At 69.1% G+C, this 16,436-nt stretch carries 15 protein-coding genes; 5 read left to right on the forward strand and 10 right to left on the reverse strand.

Annotated features, from left to right (window positions below; all coding sequences use genetic code 11):
- Positions 1–68 precede the first annotated feature (68 nt).
- The 4 genes from A5648_RS21770 to A5648_RS21785 all read right to left on the reverse strand — a co-directional run bounded on the left by A5648_RS21770 (position 69) and on the right by A5648_RS21785 (position 4,353).
- Positions 69–1,640 carry a flavin-containing monooxygenase gene (locus tag A5648_RS21770; RefSeq protein WP_065026560.1) on the reverse strand — a complete coding sequence of 524 codons (1,572 nt, stop codon included), beginning with the start codon at positions 1,638–1,640 and terminating at the stop codon, positions 69–71.
- An 18-nt stretch (positions 1,641–1,658) separates the two neighbouring features.
- On the reverse strand, positions 1,659–2,549 hold the full coding sequence (locus tag A5648_RS21775; RefSeq protein ID WP_234787514.1) for a metal-dependent hydrolase: 891 nt from the start codon (positions 2,547–2,549) through the stop codon (positions 1,659–1,661).
- A 27-nt stretch (positions 2,550–2,576) separates the two neighbouring features.
- Positions 2,577–3,476, reverse strand: a complete 900-nt coding sequence (locus A5648_RS21780) for a metal-dependent hydrolase (protein WP_082966635.1) — start codon at positions 3,474–3,476, stop codon at positions 2,577–2,579.
- Positions 3,477–3,684: 208 nt separating this feature from the next.
- Positions 3,685–4,353 carry a TetR/AcrR family transcriptional regulator gene (locus A5648_RS21785; RefSeq protein ID WP_234787515.1) on the reverse strand — a complete coding sequence of 223 codons (669 nt, stop codon included), beginning with the start codon at positions 4,351–4,353 and terminating at the stop codon, positions 3,685–3,687.
- A gap of 130 nt (positions 4,354–4,483) precedes the next feature.
- On the opposite strand from A5648_RS21785, the gene A5648_RS21790 reads away from it, so the two are divergent.
- From A5648_RS21790 to A5648_RS21805, 4 genes are read left to right on the forward strand one after another with little or no spacing between them, the layout of a single operon-like run.
- Positions 4,484–6,280: an SDR family oxidoreductase gene (locus A5648_RS21790; RefSeq protein ID WP_065026562.1), complete on the forward strand. Its 1,797-nt coding sequence runs from the start codon at positions 4,484–4,486 to the stop codon at positions 6,278–6,280.
- A gap of 25 nt (positions 6,281–6,305) precedes the next feature.
- A complete protein-coding gene (locus A5648_RS21795) occupies positions 6,306–7,073 on the forward strand; it encodes a class I SAM-dependent methyltransferase (RefSeq protein WP_065026563.1) in 768 nt (255 codons plus the stop codon).
- Positions 7,070–7,954, forward strand: a complete 885-nt coding sequence (locus A5648_RS21800; protein ID WP_065026564.1) for an oxidoreductase — start codon at positions 7,070–7,072, stop codon at positions 7,952–7,954. Before A5648_RS21795 ends, A5648_RS21800 begins: the two co-directional genes overlap by 4 nt.
- Positions 7,954–8,496: a hypothetical protein gene (locus tag A5648_RS21805; RefSeq protein ID WP_065026565.1), complete on the forward strand. Its 543-nt coding sequence runs from the start codon at positions 7,954–7,956 to the stop codon at positions 8,494–8,496. Before A5648_RS21800 ends, A5648_RS21805 begins: the two co-directional genes overlap by 1 nt.
- Here the strand turns inward: A5648_RS21805 and A5648_RS21810 are convergent.
- From A5648_RS21810 to A5648_RS21830, 5 genes are all read right to left on the reverse strand, one after another.
- Complete coding sequence (locus tag A5648_RS21810) at positions 8,397–9,920, reverse strand: flavin-containing monooxygenase (protein WP_065026566.1); 1,524 nt, start codon at positions 9,918–9,920, stop codon at positions 8,397–8,399. The genes A5648_RS21805 and A5648_RS21810 overlap by 100 nt on opposite strands.
- Before the next feature lie 17 nt (positions 9,921–9,937).
- Positions 9,938–10,873, reverse strand: a complete 936-nt coding sequence (locus A5648_RS21815) for a methyltransferase domain-containing protein (protein WP_065026567.1) — start codon at positions 10,871–10,873, stop codon at positions 9,938–9,940.
- Between the two features lie 86 nt (positions 10,874–10,959).
- Positions 10,960–11,469: a YbjN domain-containing protein gene (locus A5648_RS21820; RefSeq protein WP_065026568.1), complete on the reverse strand. Its 510-nt coding sequence runs from the start codon at positions 11,467–11,469 to the stop codon at positions 10,960–10,962.
- Positions 11,466–12,794, reverse strand: coding sequence for a D-inositol-3-phosphate glycosyltransferase (mshA, locus tag A5648_RS21825; RefSeq protein ID WP_109470889.1), 1,329 nt, complete (start codon positions 12,792–12,794; stop codon positions 11,466–11,468). The genes A5648_RS21820 and mshA overlap by 4 nt, the downstream gene beginning before the upstream one ends.
- 22 nt (positions 12,795–12,816) lie before the next feature.
- Complete coding sequence (locus A5648_RS21830) at positions 12,817–14,100, reverse strand: ROK family transcriptional regulator (protein WP_065026570.1); 1,284 nt, start codon at positions 14,098–14,100, stop codon at positions 12,817–12,819.
- Positions 14,101–14,308: 208 nt separating this feature from the next.
- Here A5648_RS21830 and A5648_RS21835 point away from each other — a divergent pair, with 208 nt between their 5' ends.
- A complete protein-coding gene (locus A5648_RS21835) occupies positions 14,309–15,070 on the forward strand; it encodes an SDR family NAD(P)-dependent oxidoreductase (RefSeq protein WP_065026571.1) in 762 nt (253 codons plus the stop codon).
- 39 nt (positions 15,071–15,109) lie between these two features.
- Here the strand turns inward: A5648_RS21835 and A5648_RS21840 are convergent, their stop codons facing one another.
- Positions 15,110–16,396, reverse strand: coding sequence for a L,D-transpeptidase (locus A5648_RS21840; RefSeq protein WP_109470890.1), 1,287 nt, complete (start codon positions 16,394–16,396; stop codon positions 15,110–15,112).
- Positions 16,397–16,436 lie beyond the last annotated feature (40 nt).

Consider the following 16,436-nt stretch of genomic DNA (forward strand, 5'->3'; position numbering starts at 1 on the left):
AGTCGCCCGCCCGATCCCACTGCCCGCCCCGGTCACCACCACCCGCGACAACCGCACCCGATTGATCTTCACGCGTTCTCCTTCACCTCGGCCGCCCCCACGACGGGGAGCGTGGATCCCGCGCTGTAGCGGTAGACATCAAGGTCGTAATGGCGGTTCTGCCAGTACATCTCACCGTGGGTGGTCGGCCGGAATGGCGAATCGCCCTTGTGGTCCAGGTAGTAGGTGTTCGAACCCGCGCAGGTCGGGGTGAACAAGAAATTTCTCTCCTGACGCTTCAGGCACTTCTGGAAGTACTCGTCGTGGGCTTCCTGACGGATCTCGCACACCGTCGCTCCGCGGCGCTTGGCCTCCGCGATGGCCCGGCTCAGATGCGCCGAGGTCGCCTCGATCATCCACAGATACGAGCCCAGCACGAAGCCATAGGGCCCGGTGATCGTGAACATGTTCGGGAACCCCGGCACCGAAACGCCCTGATACGACTGAAATCTGTTCTGGTCCCAGAACTCCCCGAGCTCCACCCCGCCGCGGCCGACCACTGGGAACGGCGGAATCGAACCCTTGTCCCACAACTTGAACCCGGTCGCACAGATCAGCACGTCCACCTGATGCTCGACGCCGTCGGCGGTGCGCACCCCGTTCTTGGTGATGCACTCGATGCCCTCGGTAACCAGACTGACATCGGCACGGTTGAACGTGCGCAGGTAGTCATTCGACATCGACGGACGCTTGCACCCCAGCCCGTAGCGCGGAATCAGCTTCTCCCGCACCACCGGGTCGTCGACCTGGCTGCGCATCCACCGCCGCACCGGCACCTCGCTCAGTTTCCTGCTGAGCGTGGTGGTCCACCGCGGGCCGGCCAGCATCCCGCTCATCCCGACCTCGGTGGCGACGGTGCCGAAGAGCCGGATCGTCGATCGTAACCACCGCTGGCTCAACAGCTTCCGGCCCACCGGACCGACCGCGGCGTCGAACTTGGGGAACACCCAGATCGGGGTCCGTTGAAAGACAGTCAGGTGCTCCGTCTCGTCCACGATGGCCGGCACCAGCTGCAGCGAGGTCGCCCCCGTGCCGATCACCGCGACCCGCTTGCCGGCCAGCGCCACGTCGTGATCCCACAGCGCGGTGTGCATCAGGGTGCCGCCGAAGTCGTCGATGCCCGGGATGTCGGGCATCTTCGGACGTTCCAGCCCGCCCACCGCCGCCACCGCGTACCGGGCGGTGATCTGCTGGCCGCCATCGGTGGTCAGCCGCCAGAGGCTGTTGACCTCATCGAAGACCGCTGAGGTGATCGTGGTGTTGAGCCGCAGCTTGTCGCGCAGCCCGTACTTGGCGGCCACTTCGTTGGCGTAGTCGCGCAACTCCTCGCCAGGCGCGAATACCCGTGACCAGTCACCCCGCTGCTCGTAGGAGTAGCTGTAGATGAACGACGGGATGTCCACCGCCACACCGGGGTAGGTGTTGGCGTGCCAGGTGCCGCCGACCTGATCCCACTTGTCGACGATCACGAAGTCGTGAATACCCTGCCGCTGCAGCGCGATACCGGTGCCGATGCCACCGAATCCGGCTCCGACGACTACCACTTCATGATCCGGCGTCACCCGCTCGGCGGTGGGCGCTTGCTCTGTTGCTGTGCTCACTTCAACGTGCCTTTCCGCTTATCTGAGGTGGTCGACGAGGACACCCTCGGTACCGAACAACTCTTGGCGCCACTGCTCGAGCAGGGCGGTGTGGTCGATGTCGTCGGGATGAAAGCCCGGCTTCAGATACTTGCGCAGATCCCGCATCAGGCCTTGATACAGCGGCCCGGTGAAGACGGCCTTGGTCTGACGGAGCACCTTGATCGGCCGCCATCCGGTGGGGTCCAGCGCGATCGAGAGCAGCACCGCGGTGACCAGGAATGGGATCATCACGCTGTACAGGACTGCCATCACACCGATCCGGATCCACTCCGGCCCGCCGACCGCCCGGTACACATCGAACGCCACCGACTTGTGCTCGAGCTCCTCCAGCGCGTGCCAGTTGAGCAGGTTGCGTACCTCGAGCGTCGCCGGGATTGCCTGCATCTCGTCGCTGAACAGCCGTTCGGCAACGGTTGCCGTGTAGTGCTCGGCCGCCGCGGTGAACGCCAGATGCACATAGCCGGGCAGCAGGTCCTGGACCCGCTCCCACAGTTTGTTGCGCCTGCTGTTGGGGCCGAACGTCAGGAACCGGACGATCGGGTAGCCCTTCTCGATGAGCTTCTCGTTGAGCCGGCGGTGTTCTTGGCCGTGCACCGCCTCCTGACCGATGAACCCGGCCACCCGCTTCTTGAGCACCGGGTCGGTGATCTGGCCGGCGAACCGGCGCACCGACCGGATGAAACCCTCCTCGCCCGGTGGGAAGCCGCCCGACAGCAGCGCCACCAGGTGGCTCATCACGATGTCGCCTTCGACGAAGTGTCGGTTCACCGGAACCGGGTCACCAAACGGGAACCGGATCCGCCGGACGCTGGGATAGGCGCTGGCCGGCACCTTCCCGTTGGCCTCGGGCATAGCTTCAGCAACCATGACGGTGCTCTCCTTCTCCTGGGTTGATCACTTGAGGTGGTCGACGAGGGCGCCGCCGGCGCCGAAAAGTTCCCGCTGCCAGTGCTGCAGCAGCGCGCTGGTGTCGATGTCGTCCGGGTGGAAGCCCGGCTTCATGTACTTGGCGAGCTCGCGCATGATGCCGCGAAACACCGGTCCCCGCAGCAGGTCCCGGGTCTCGCGCAGCAGCCTCAGCGGCTGACGCCGCGCGATCGGGTCCTGGGCCAGCGACACAGCCAGCGAGATCAGCGTGACCGGAACCGTCGAGACATATAGGGCGGCCATCACCGCGATGCGCATCCGCTCCGTGCCGCCGACGGCCCGGTAGGCGTCGAAGGCCACCGACTTGTGCTCCAACTCCTCCAGTACGTGCCAGTTCAGCAGGTTCCAGAACTCCGGCTCGCCGGGAATGGCCTGGATTTCCTCGCTGGCCAGCACCCGTTCGGCGAGCACCGCCGTGTAGTGCTCGGCGGCCGCGGTCATCGCCAAGTGCACCCGAGCCGGCAGCCGCTGCTCGGCACGGATCTGCCGTTGCTTCAACGCCTCGGAGTCCCACCACGCGATCTGGTAGCCCAACTCGGCGAGCCGTTCGTTGAGCCGACGATGCTCCTGGCCGTGCATGGCCTCCTGGCCGATGAAGCCGACCACCCGCTTCTTGAGTACTGGGTCGGTGATCTGGTCGGCGAAGCGGCGCACCGACCGGATGAACGATTCCTCGCCGGGCGGGAACGCCCCGGACAGGCCGGCGACGAAGTGGCTGAACACGATGTCGTTGTTGACGAAGTACTTGCCGTAGGAGCCGTGCTCGCCGAACCGGAAGCTGATCCGCCGCGCCCTCGGGTAGTTGGTGGTCTTCGGCGCGCGGGCCGGCCGCTTCGCTACCGCCGTAGCCGAATCCTTGTTCGTCATCCCCAGACCCTCTCGAACTATTAGTAACTAGTACTATCTGTACCAGGCGTTCGGCCACTTTACCGCGCGCCGCGAAGCGATGGCAAGAGAAGGACCACTCGCCGAGTCGTCGGGGCTATTGCTTACCGGGATCACCCCTGTTATTTTCCGACTGATGTGTCATTCGGTCAAGAGCCCGCGCACCGAGGCCGTGAGCGGTTCGCGCTCGTCAGGGAATCAGCCGCTCGTGCGGCTCGAAGATGACCCCGCGCGCCGCCGCTGTCGCCGACAGCGCGCCCCACAGCAGGGTGGTCAACTGCTCGACCAGCCGACCCTTGCTGATGCTCGGTTCGTTCAGCCAGCGCAGCACGCCCAGGCCGACCGCCCCCAGAGTGGCGTCGATCACGCAGTCCAGGTCGTCGCCGTCGCCGCCGCGAGCCGACAACACGGTGGCTACCACGTCGCGCGCGGCATTTGCCAGCGGCCTGCCGCCCTCGATCAACTCCGCCGCCGATCGGCGGTCGGTGAACTGGGCGCCGAGCAGGAAGCGGAACAGACTCGGCCGGGCGGCCACCAGGTCGACGTAGGCGACCAGGGCCGAGCGCACCAGGTCCAGCGCGGTGCCGGCGACGTCGAAGAACGGCACCACCCGCTCGACAACCATGGCTTGCACGTGTTCGCCGACTGCGCTGAACAGGGTCTGCTTGTCGCCGAAGAACCGGTAGAGCTTGGGCCGCGCGATCCCCGCGGATCTGATGACGTCGTCAACGGACAGCTCCGGTCCGTATTCCTCGATCGCCCGCAGAGTCGCTTCGACCAGCTCGGCGCGGACCGCGGCCCGGTGCTCGCGCCAGCGATCCACCCGGGCGTCCCCGGTCAGTTCGGGCAGATACCTCACGGCCTCAGCTCCCCCGGCAGTCAGGCATCCCGTCGCGGGTTGACATTCCACGTACTGTCAGTACACGCTACTACCTGTACCACATACTGTGGGTCGGGCGGAACTCCCTACATGCGGATGGAGCAGTGACATGGCGTCTGTGGACACGACCAAGCGGGCGCCGGAGGCCGATCCCTCGGCCGTAACCCACCGGATGGTGCGCAATGGCGAGGTCGAGATCGCGATATACGAGCAGGGCAACCGGGCCGGTGAGACGATCATGCTGCTGCACGGCTTTCCGGATTCGCACCACATGTGGGACGGCGTGACACCGTACCTGCGCGACCGGTTCCATCTGGTCGCCGTCGACAACCGGGGCCACGGCAAGTCGACCAACCCGCGCAGCTACCGCGATTTCACCCTGGCCGCGTTGGCCGGCGACTACCGGGCGGTGATCGACGCCGTCAGCCCCGACCGGCCGGTCCACGTGCTGGCCCACGACTGGGGCAGCGTGGCGATGTGGGAGCTGGTGTGCGACGACACCGCGCAACACCGGATCGCGTCTTTCACCTCGGTGGCGGGGCCGAATGTGGCGCATCTGCTGATGTGGGGGCACAACCGGCTCTCCCGGCCAACCCCCAAGAACCTCGCGTTGGTGGCGGCCCAGGTGGCCTCGCTGGGCTACATGCTGTTCGCCGCGACGCCCTGGCTGCCGCGGGTGACCGCACGGCTGCTGGCCAGTCCGCGGCGGGCCCGCCGCATGCTGGCCCGAAGCGAACGCACCAGCGAAGACCAGATCTTCCTGGGTCCCACCTTTGAGCAGGACATCGCCAACGGGCTGCGGATCTACCGGGCCAACCTGTTCTCCCAGCTGAAGCTGCGCGAGCGGTTCACCAGGGTGCCGGTGCAGGTGATCGTCGGCACCCGCGACCCCGCCGTCCGGCAGTCCGGCTACGCCGACGAACTCAATTGGGCGCCGGCGGTGTGGCAGCGGGTGGTCAAGGGCGGGCACTGGCTGGCGTTCTCGCACCCGGAGCTGCTCGCCACCGCGACCGTCGAGCTGATCTACGCGACGTCCGGGCAACCCGCGGCACGCGGGTTGCGCCGCGCTCAGATGGGCAAGCAGCGCAAACCGTTCGAAGACCAGCTGGTGGTGATCACCGGCGCAGGCAGCGGGATCGGGCAGGCCACTGCCGTGGCGTTCGCCGCCGCCGGGGCCGAGGTGGTGGTCTCCGACCTCAACCTGGCGGCGGCCAAACAGACCGCGGCGCTGATCGCCGAGCGGGGCGGCCTGGCCCACGCCTACCAGCTCGACGTCGCCGACGAGGCCGCCGTCATCGCACACGCCGAGGCGGTCACCGCCGCGCACGGCGTGCCCGACGTGCTGGTCAACAACGCCGGCGTCGCCCAGGCAGGCCGATTCCTGGCCACACCGTCGCAGGACTTCCGGCGGGTGCTCGACATCAACCTGTTCGGGGTGGTGCACGGCTGCCGCGCATTCGGGCCCGCGATGGCGCGCCGCGGCTTGGGCGGGCACATCGTGAACCTGTCCAGCATGGCGGCCTATACCCCGCAGCAGGGGATGGGCGCCTACGCGACCAGCAAGTCGGCGGTGTTCATGTTCTCCGACTGCCTGCGCGCCGAACTGGCGTCGACGGGGGTGGGCGTCAGCACCATCTGCCCGGGGGTGGTGCACACCAACATCGTCCGCAACACCACGGTGTCCGGGCTACCCGACGACGAGGCCGCCCGCAAGGTCGCCATGGTCGACCGCGCCTACCGGCTGCGCCGCTACAGCGCCGCCAAGGTCGCCAAGCAGATCGTCAAAGCGGTCACCAAGGACAAGGCCGTCGTCCCGGTGACCCCGGAAGCCCGGCTGCAGTACTTGTTCAGCAGGCTGTCCCCGGGCGCCGCGCGGCTGGCCGCCCGCGCCGTCGCCCTCGATTGATTCCCGCCCACCAAGGAACGCTGACATGACATTCACCGCTGAGCACACGGCGACCGCGCGCACCCTGCAGCTGCTGGATCCGCAGCGCTACACCCGGCTCGCCTCCGCCGACCACGGCTACTGCGATCTGTTGGGCGACGACTCCCCGCGGGTCGACAGCATCACCCAGCGACTGATGCGGACCCGGTTCTACGCTGCCCTCTACCAGCACGGTCGCCCGGTCGGGCTGCGGCTGGCCAGTGGGCTCAACGCACCCGGCCGGGACGGCGACCGGGCGCGGGTGGCGTCCTGGCTGGGACTGCGTGCGGACGCCACCGTCCTCGACATCGGCTGCGGCCCAGGGAATTTCACGGGCTGGTTCGGCACTCAGGTCGGTGCCGGTGGGCTGGCCGTCGGGGTGGACGCCTCCCATTCGATGCTGCGCCGGGCCGTGGCCGACAACTCCGGACCCAACGTCGCCTACCTGCGCGGCGACGCCGAGAATCTCCCGTTCGCCGACGGTGTCGCCGACGCGGTGAGCTGCCTGGCCGCGCTGTACCTGATCAACGATCCGTTCCGCGCGGTCGGCGAGATCGCCCGGGTGCTCAAGCCGGGCGGCCGGGTGGTGCTGTTGACCAGCCTGATCCCCGGCGGTACCCGGACCGCCGTACGCAGCGCGGTGTTGGACAGGCTCGGCGGCATCCGCTGGTTCGGCCGCGCCGAGCTCACCCGCTTCGTCGCCGAACTCGGCTTCACCGGCATCCAGCAGCACATCAGCGGGCTGTCCCAGACCGTGGTGGCGGTCAAGACGTGACCGGCACGGCGTGGCAGCCCGCTGACATCGCCGACCAGAGCGGGCGCACCTTCGTGGTGACCGGAGCCAACGGCGGGCTCGGCGAGATCACCACCCGGGTGCTGGCCGGTAAGGGCGCGACGGTGGTGATGGCGTGCCGCAACGTGGCCGCCGCACAGGCTGTCGCCAACCGCATCGACGGCGATGTCACAGTCGCCGCGCTGGACCTGGCCGAGCTCAACTCGGTGCGTGAATTCGCTTCTGCGCAAGCCGATTTCGATGTCCTTGTCAACAACGCCGGGCTGATGAACATCCCGTTCAGCCGGACCGCCGACGGTTTCGAGACGCAGTTCGGGGTGAACCACCTGGGCCATTTCGCACTGACCGGGCTGCTGGCCGGCAAGATCGCCGACCGGGTGGTGACCCTGTCGTCCATCGCGCATCGCCAGACCCCGAAGCTGTGGATCGATGACCTGAACTATGAGCACCGGCGCTATCAACGCAACCTGGCCTATGCCCAGTCGAAACTGGCCAACCTGATGTTCGCGCGCGAACTGCACCGGCGGTGGAGCGAGGCCGGGTCGCCGCTCCGGTCCTATGCGGTGCACCCCGGTGTGTCCGGCACCGACCTGTTCACCCGGACCGAGACCGCGTTCGACCTGATCGCCAAGCACGGCGCCCGGCTGGTGGGCCATCCCCCGAGCGTGGCGGCGCACTCCACCCTGTTCGCGGCCACCACGCCGGACGCCGACCCGACGATCTACTGGGGACCGACCCGGCTGGCGCAGACCCGCGGTCCGGTGCAGCCCTGCCCGTCGAGCAGGCTGTCGCGGGATCGGCGGCTGTGGCGCCGGCTGTGGGAGGAATCCGAACGGCTGACCGGCATCCGCTACGGCGTCTGATGGACTCCGAGGTGGCTGCCGTGGTGGAAGATCTTCGGACGCTGCACCGAAGCAACCCCTCGGCGGCGGACCGGGCCATTGGCGCGCGGCTGATCGGGCTGGGCTGGCAATGGTCGTGGCACGGTCTGGGGCGGGGGTTCACCCTGGGGGTCCCGTTGACCGGTCGCGACGGCCTGACCCGCGCGAGTTTCCTGATGAGTCCGCTCGGGCGCCTCCCGCTGCTCGGACGGCCGTTGGACCGGCTGCTGCCCTGGGCACTGGACCGCTGGTGGCCGGGCCACCCCTTCTCCGCGGGGGGCTCCGCCGGCATCACCAACACCGCCCGCTCGTTGCGCTGGCTGTGGCGGGTGATGTTCCCGGGCCCGGCCGGTGTTCACGGTCTTCGCCCCGCTGTGGCGCTGGTTCGTCTGGGACCTCACCCGCAGCGAACTGGTCCCGCTGGTCATCTGCGAGCCGCGGCCGCCGGCGTGAGCGCCGGGGCGTCCCGCGTCCCGGTCAGCTCGTACTCGTCGCGGCGCACCGAGCGGGTCGCCAACCAGTAGCGCCAGGTGAAACCGGACCAGATGGTGCGGTTGTAGCCGTGCTCGTCGAGGTACCAGCTCTGGCAGCCGCCGGTGTTCCACACCGAGCCGGCCAGTTTGCGCTGCACCTCGGCGTTGAACGCATCTTGCGCGGCGCGGCGCGGGGCGATGGCCGCCGCCCCGGCGGCGTCGACGGTCTTGATCGCCTCGGCGACGTAGTGGATCTGGGATTCGATCATGAACACCACCGAGGTGTGCCCCAGACCGGTGTTCGGGCCGAGCAGGAAGAACGCATTCGGCATGCCGGCGACCGTGATGCCGCGGTGCGCGGCGATACCCTCCCGGTTCCAGCGGTCCACCAGGTCCTCGCCGTCGCGGCCCTTGAGGTTGATGTAGCGGTAGGAGTCGGTGACGTGGAAGCCGGTGGCGAACACGATCACGTCGACCTCACGTTCGGTGCCGTCGGCGGCGACGATGCCGTTGCCGGTGATCCGTGCGATCGACTCGGTGACCAACTCGGTCTTGGGGTTCTCGATGGCCCGGTAGTAGTCGGCCGAACCCAGCAGCCGCTTGCAGCCGGCCCGATAGTCCGGGGTGAGCTTGCGTCGCACCCGCGGGTCGGAGATCTCACGCCGGATGTACCGTCTGCCCACCAGCTCGACGCCCTTGAGTAGCCACGGCCGCCGGTTCAGCGCGTAGGCGCCGCCCTCGGCGCCCCAGTACATGCCGGCGCGCAACGCGGCCCGGGCGCCGGGTACGAACCGGAAGACCTGCTTCACCACCGTCGGGAACGCGAAGTTGTTGCGGGGCAACACCCAGGCCGGGGTGCGCTGGTAGAGCTGCAGTTCGGCGACCCGGCCGACGATCTCCGGGACCAACTGGATGGCGCTGGCGCCGGTGCCGACGACCGCCACCCGTTTGCCGGTCAGGTCGACGTCGTGGTTCCACTGCGCCGAATGGAAAGCCGCACCGCCGAATTCGCTCAGGCCGTCGATCTCGGGAATGCTCGGGATGTGCAGGGCACCGGCGCCGGAGATCAGGAACTGCGCGACGTACTCCTGCCCGGACTCGGTGAAGACGTGCCACCGGTATTGGTCGTCGTCCCAGTAGGCGCGGTTGACCTTCGCGCCGAACACGATGCGCCGGCGCAGGTCGTATTTGTCGGCGACGGCCTTGAGGTAGTCGAAGATCTCCGGCTGATAGGAGAACAGGTGCCGCCAATCCGGTTTGGGCTCAAAGGAGAACGAGTAGAGATGGGCGGGCACGTCGCAGGCCGCCCCGGGGTAGGTGTTGTCGCGCCAGGTGCCGCCGATCTCGTCGGCCTTCTCCAGAATGATGTAGTCGACACCCTGCTGCTGCAGGGCGATGCCCATGCCCAGGCCGGAGAACCCGGTTCCGATGATCAGGGCGCGGGTTTGGGTGGGCGGTTGCTCGTCCAGGATCATGGTGGCCGGTGCACCTCTCACTTGGATGCGGGCGCCTTGCGCGCGACCGTCACGATGTAGTCCGAATTGAGTTGGCTGAGCTGAAATCCCAACGGGGTGAAGGTGTACCGGATCACCGGGTTCACGTGCCGCATGTCGGGGTCACCGAGCCGCTTGCGCAGGAACTTGGCCAGCGGCGGGTAGACGTCGTCGGTGATCGACTCGGTGTCCGCCGCGGCGAACCCGACATCGAGCAGCAGCTCCCGGTAGCCGGTGAGGTCGGCCGCCGCCCGGACCGCGCGCTGCGAGGCCCCGCGCCATCCGCGCCGAGCGACCTCGGCGCGCGCCCACCCGGTTAGCGGCGTGCGCTTCGGCACGATGTCGGCGGTCACCAGTTTCCCGCCCGGCTTGAGCACCCGCAGGGCCTCGGTGAAGAAGTCGACCCGGGACGGGAAGTGGAAAGCCGATTCCAGCGCGACGACCTTGGTGCACGACGCGTCGGGTTGCGGCAGCTCGGTGGCCGAGGCCTGCACGTAGTCGATGCGGTCGCCCAACCCCGCTTCGGCCACCCGAGCGGAGGCGATCGCGATCTGTTCGGGGGCCAGGTTCACCCCGGTTATGCGCTTGGGGCCGAACTCGTCGATCCACAACAGATCCTGGTCGCCGTAGCCGCAGCCGCAGTCCACGATGATGTCGGACCTCTTGAAGTCGCCGCGCTGCGCGACCAGCCGGGCCAGGTCGCGGCTCGCCTCGTCGAGGGTGGCGGGCCGGTTCTTCCAGTAGCCGAAGTTGATGAACAGCGACTCCTCGCCGAACAGGTTCTGGGTGCCGATGATGTCGTAGACCTGGCCGGTCTTGGGGGCGCCGCCGGAGCTCGACACCGCCACTCGCGCCATCCGGCCGCACTCGTCGGCCCACCGCCGCAGCCGCGCCGCCGTGGATTCGTTCTGGATGTGCCGCGGAATCGTGACCACGACCGCTCCCCTCGTCTGATCCTACCCGATTACTGTAACAGACGATACCGGAAACTAATAGTACCGAGTAGTGGTTGGAAGGTCGGCTAGTCGTCCTTGTCGATCAAATGCTCGAACGCCCGCAGGTTCTTCAGCGACTGCCCGGTGGACACCCGCCACTCCCATTCCTTCTGAATGGAGGAGGCAAATCCCAACTCCAGCAACGTGTTGAAGTCGAAGTCGACGGCTTCGAGCACCTGCCCGAGCACCCGGTCGATCTCCTCGGCGGTCACCGAGGCCAGCGCCATCCGGCCGATGAGGTAGATGTCGCCGACGTTGTCGAGGGTGTAGGCCACGCCGTAGAGCCGGCGGTTGCGCTTGAGCAGAAACCGGTAAACCCCGGCGTGGTTCTCGTCGGGCTTGCGGCAGACGAACGCCTCGACGCGCACCGAGTGCTCCCCGATGCTGAGCATGGTGTTGGTCTTGAGCTTGCGCTCGCCGGGCAGTTCGACGACCAGTCCCGGCAGCCCGCCATGCGCGCCCGGGAACTCCGAGTAGGTCAGCTCGGCAGCCTTGAGGGTGTCCTCGATGAGCTGACGGACATCGTCGGGGTTCACGCGCGCGCCCCGCGTCGCGCCGGCCAGCGCCGGGGCCGCCGCGGCGACCCGACCACCCGCATCCGCTCACCGCGCGCCGCGGCGAAGTCGTCGATGGCGCTGGTGTAGCTGGCCAGCTGGGCATCCACGGTGCGCTCCCAGGAGAACGTCGCCGCGTGGGCGGCGGCGTCCCGGCGCATCGCCCAGCCGCGGGGCCCGGACCCCAGCCGCAGCAAGTCGTCGATCGCGGTCGCCCACGCCTCGATGCCGTGCCCGGCAACCAGTCCCCCGGTCACCCCGTCCCGCACCGCCACCGGCAGCCCGCCGACGGCCGCGGCGACCACCGGCGTGCCGCAGGCCTGCGCCTCCAGGGCCACCAGTCCGAACGATTCGGAGTAGCTGGGCACCGCCACCAGATCGGCGGCCCGGAACAGGGTGGCCAGATCCTCGCGGGACTGCGGCGGCAAGAACGTCACCCGGTCGCTGATACCCAGTTCCCCGGCCAGCCGAACCAGGCCGCCCGGCGCGGCCAGCCCGCTGCTGCCCGACGGCCCACCGGCCACGATCACCCGCACCCCGGGAAGCTTGGCCACCGCGCGCAGCAGGATGTCGGGTGCTTTGAGCGGCTGAATGCGGCCCACGAAGGCCACGACCGGCTCGTCTGGCGACAACCCCAGCGCGGCCCGCGCCTGCTGCTTGTCGCCCGGGCGGAAAACCTCCAGGTCGACACCCGGATGCGCCACGTCGATGCGGGCCGGGTCGGCCCCGTGCAGCGCGACGAGTTGCTGCGCCTCGTCGTCGGTGTTGACGATCAATCGGTCCGCCTCGTCGACGACCTGTTGCTCCCCGACCGTGCGCAGCGGCGGTTCCGGGGCGTCACCGGCGGCCAGGGCGGCGTTCTTGACCCCGGCCAGGGTGTGCGCGGTGTGCACCAGCGGCACCGCCCAGCGGTCCGCGGCTAGCCAGCCGACCTGACCGGAGAGCCAGTAGTGCGAATGCACGACGTCGTAGTAGCCCGGTTCGTGGGCCGCCTCGGCGCGCAGCACCCCGGCGGCGAAGGCACACAGCTGGGTGGGCAGATCGTTCTTGTCCAGGCCTTCGAACGGGCCGGCCACCACGTTGCGCACCAGCACGCCGGGCGCGACGTGGGCCACCGGCGGATCGGCCGACGAGGTGGCGCGGGTGAAGACCTCCACGGCCACCCCGCGGCGGGCCAGGTGCAGCGCGCTCTGCAGCACGTAGACGTTCATTCCGCCGGCATCGCCGGTGCCGGGTTGCGCCAGCGGCGAGGTGTGAACCGACAGCACCGCTACCCGGCGCACACCGGATCCGACGCCACTCCCCACCCCGTCATCTTTACAGCTCCGGTCAGGCCGACGCTTCCGGGACCGCCCGGGCGACCGACCCGCGGGAGCGGCGCATCGCTCCGACGGGATCCGCGTAGAGCCCGCCGAGTGACACCGTTCCGGCGCCGGCTTCCTGGACCCGGTTACCGAACGTGGTGATCCGCAGGCTGCGGCCGGCCAGCACCGAGCGTTCCGTGAATGCCCGCTCCACCTCGACCATGCCCTCCGGGTATTCGGTGAACCCCTGGCCGCCGACCACCAGGTCGTCGGGGTTGAGCACGTCGCGCAGCAGCGCCACGGCTTCGCCGAGGGCCCGGGCTCGCTCGGTCAGCAGCGCCGCCGCTCGCACGTCACCGGCCCGGGCCTTGAGCACCAGGCCGGTCACCGCGGCCGAGGCCGCACTGTTGCCGTCGGGCAGGATCCGCAGCCGGCGTGCCGCGGCCAGCACCGCCTCGTCGCTGACGGTGGATTCCAGCTGCCCGGAGCCACCGAGCAGCTCCGAGGACACCGGCAGCCCGGCGATGGTGCCGGGACCGCTGGCCGGGCTGTGCACCCGGCCGCCGATCACCAGGGCGTAGCCGACGGTCTCCCGGGCGTAGATGTAGAGGCTGGTGGAGCTGGTCGCCGTCGGCCGCCGCACCCCCAGCAACAGTTCGGCGCCGGCCATCGCGTCGACGTGGGAGGCCACCGACACCGGCAGGCGCAGCTCCTCGGCCAGCACCGGCCCGACCGGAGCGGCCGACCAGCCCAGCCGGGGGTGGTCGACGTAGCCGGTGGTGCCGTCCACCGCCCCACCGGTCGCCACCCCGACCCACAGCGGGCGGCGTTTCTGCCAGCGGGTCAGGTAGCGGCGCGCGCTGGCGGCCAGCGACGCCAGCGCCGGTGCGGCCCCGTTGGCCGGGGTCGGGGTCTCGACGACGTCGAGGGTGCGGCCGAGCAGATCGGTGGCCACGATGCTGGTGGTCTTCGCCCCGATGTGCAGGCCCAGCGCCAGGAACGGCTCGTGGTTGACCACCACCGGCCGGCGCGGCCGTCCGATCGCGCCGGAGGTCGCCAGGTCGGCACGCTCCAGCAGCAATCCGGCTTGCAGCAGTGCGCTGACCTGCCGGTTGACCGTGGCGACGCTCAGCGAGGTGGCGCCGGCGATGGCCTCGCGAGCGATCGGGCCGTGCTGGCGAATGGCGGAGAAAACCGCGGCGCCGGCGGTGTCGGGCAGCTGCAGGGCCGGCGGCACGACGCGCGGATGTGAGCGGGCCCGGGCGGTTCGGCGGGTGGCGATGTGGGTGGGGAGAGAGGTGGTGGTCACGCTGGGTCCTGTCTAGGAAGAGTCCGAAAAGGGGGCTGGCTACACCTGCGACCCGGCGGGCTCTTTCAAAGGAGCGCTACTCGCAGCAGGTCAGGCGCGACAACAGGCGCAACAACACGCGCCGGTGGCGACAAGACACACCGCTGACAGGTAGCGGGGACTGCGGTACATAACGGAGAAATGTATCACGGTCACTAAGGTTGGGGCGATGACGACACCTGCAGGACAAAAGCGGGTCGCGGTGGTCACCGGCGCCAGCTCGGGTATCGGCGAGGCGACCGCGAGAACCCTTGCCGGGCAAGGCTTTCACGTGATCGCCGTGGCGCGCCGCGCCGACCGCATCGCCGCACTGGCACAAGAGATCGGCGGCACCGCGGTAGTGGCGGACGTCACAGAGGCGTCCGCGGTCGCCGCGCTGGCCGACGCCTGCGACCAGGTCTCCGGCTCGATCAATGTGCTGGTCAACAATGCCGGCGGCGCCAAGGGCCTGGCCCCGGTCGGCGATGCCGACCTCGAGCACTGGCGGTGGATGTGGGAGACCAACGTGCTGGGCACCCTGCAGGTGACCCGTGCACTGCTGCCGAAGCTGATCGCCTCCGGCGACGGCCTGGTCGTCACCGTGACCTCGATCGCGGCGTTCGAAATCTATGACGGCGGAGCCGGTTACACCTCTGCCAAGCACGCCCAGAGCGCGCTGCACCGCACGCTGCGCGGCGAGCTGTTGGGAAAACCGGTGCGGCTCACCGAGATCGCCCCCGGCATGGTGGACACCGAGTTCTCACTGGTGCGCTTCGACGGTGACCGCGAGCGCTCCGACGCCGTCTATGCCGGGCTGACTCCGCTGACCGCGACCGACATCGCCGAGGTGATCGGGTTCGTGGCCTCCCGACCCCCGCACGTCGACCTCGACCAGATCGTGATCCGCCCCCGCGACCAGGCCTCTGCGACGCGGGCTAACCGCCGGGTTTGATGCGGCGGTCCAGCTTCGTCTCTCCTTCGTCGAGCCTCGCTAACCGCCGGGCCGAGTAGTAGTCGGGGTGCCCGACAGGGTCGGTGCGTCGGTCGGGGTGGCCGGCGCGGTGCTGGGCAGTGAGGTCCGCGGTGACGGGGGACCCGACGAATCCGCCTGCAGCGCCGACATCGACCGCCAGGTGTCCCAGTCCACCGCCCAGTCCCAGATGTCGCCGTCGGCGTAGGACAGCTCGATCGAGCTGCCGGTGACCTCGACCGGGTCGCCGTAGATCGCGCTGTGGAAGTACTGCTCGGCGTCGTCGGTGGACAAGTTGATGCAGCCGTTGGTGACGTTGGTGTTGCCCTGGGCGCCGGAGCTGGCCGGGTTGGCGTGGATGAACTCGCCGTTGTTGGAGATGCGCACCGCCCAGCGCTCGTGGATGTTGCTGTAGCCGGCAGCCGGGTTGGACATGTAGAAGTCGGCGTATTTCTCGCTGACCACGTGGACGCCGTTGCGGGTGATGTTGCGCGCCTTGTCGGCCTGGCCGTAGCTGCACGGAAAGTCCATGATCACGCCTTCGTCGCGCACCACCTGGATGCGGTGCGAGGAGACCTCGGCCTTCACCACCTGGCGCCGCCCGATCGAGAACTGCAGCGACATGTCCTGGGCTCCGTAGGCGCCGTCACCGAAGGCCAGCCCGTACAGCTTGGCGTCGATGCTGACGGTGGTTCCGGCCGGGAAGTAGTCGCGGCTGCGCCAGTGCACCCGGGCGCCCTGCACCTCGTCGGGCAGCCACGCCCAACTGCCCTCCACATGCGGTTCGGTGGTGACGGTCAGGGCCCGCTCGACGGCCGCCTTGTCGGCGATCGGGGCGTCGAACTGCAGGATCACCGGCGCGGCGACACCGACCGTCTGCCCATCGGCCAGTTGAAAACCACCGTCGATGACGGTGCTGGGCGTCACCGTGGTGACGGTGCCGGCGACCGGAACGGCGTTGCCGTCGTGGCCCACCACCGACCCGCTCCAGGTGTAGACGGCGTCGTAGCCCAGCGGCTCGGTGACGGTGTAGCGGGTGCGGTCCCGGTTGAACGTCCCGCTGAGCACCTTGCCGGACGGGCTGGTCAGCGCCACCCGCTGGAACCAGCCGTCGGAAACCGTCACACCGATTTCGGCGGTGGGCAGCACATCGGTTTGGCCGGCCGGGGGCTGGAAGTCCAGGGCGGGCGCGGCCGGCGGTGCCTGCTCAGCACTCGTGCCGGCGCGGCTGAGACAGCCCGCCAGCGCCTGCGGCGCCAGCGCCCCGGCCGCCAGCGCGGCCAGAGCCCTCCGCCGGTTCAGGTTCACGGCATTCCAAGATACCGGCCAGGCCGCCTGACCACCTGTG

Source organism: Mycolicibacter sinensis, assembly GCF_001673565.1.
Taxonomy (GTDB): domain Bacteria; phylum Actinomycetota; class Actinomycetes; order Mycobacteriales; family Mycobacteriaceae; genus Mycobacterium; species Mycobacterium sinense_C.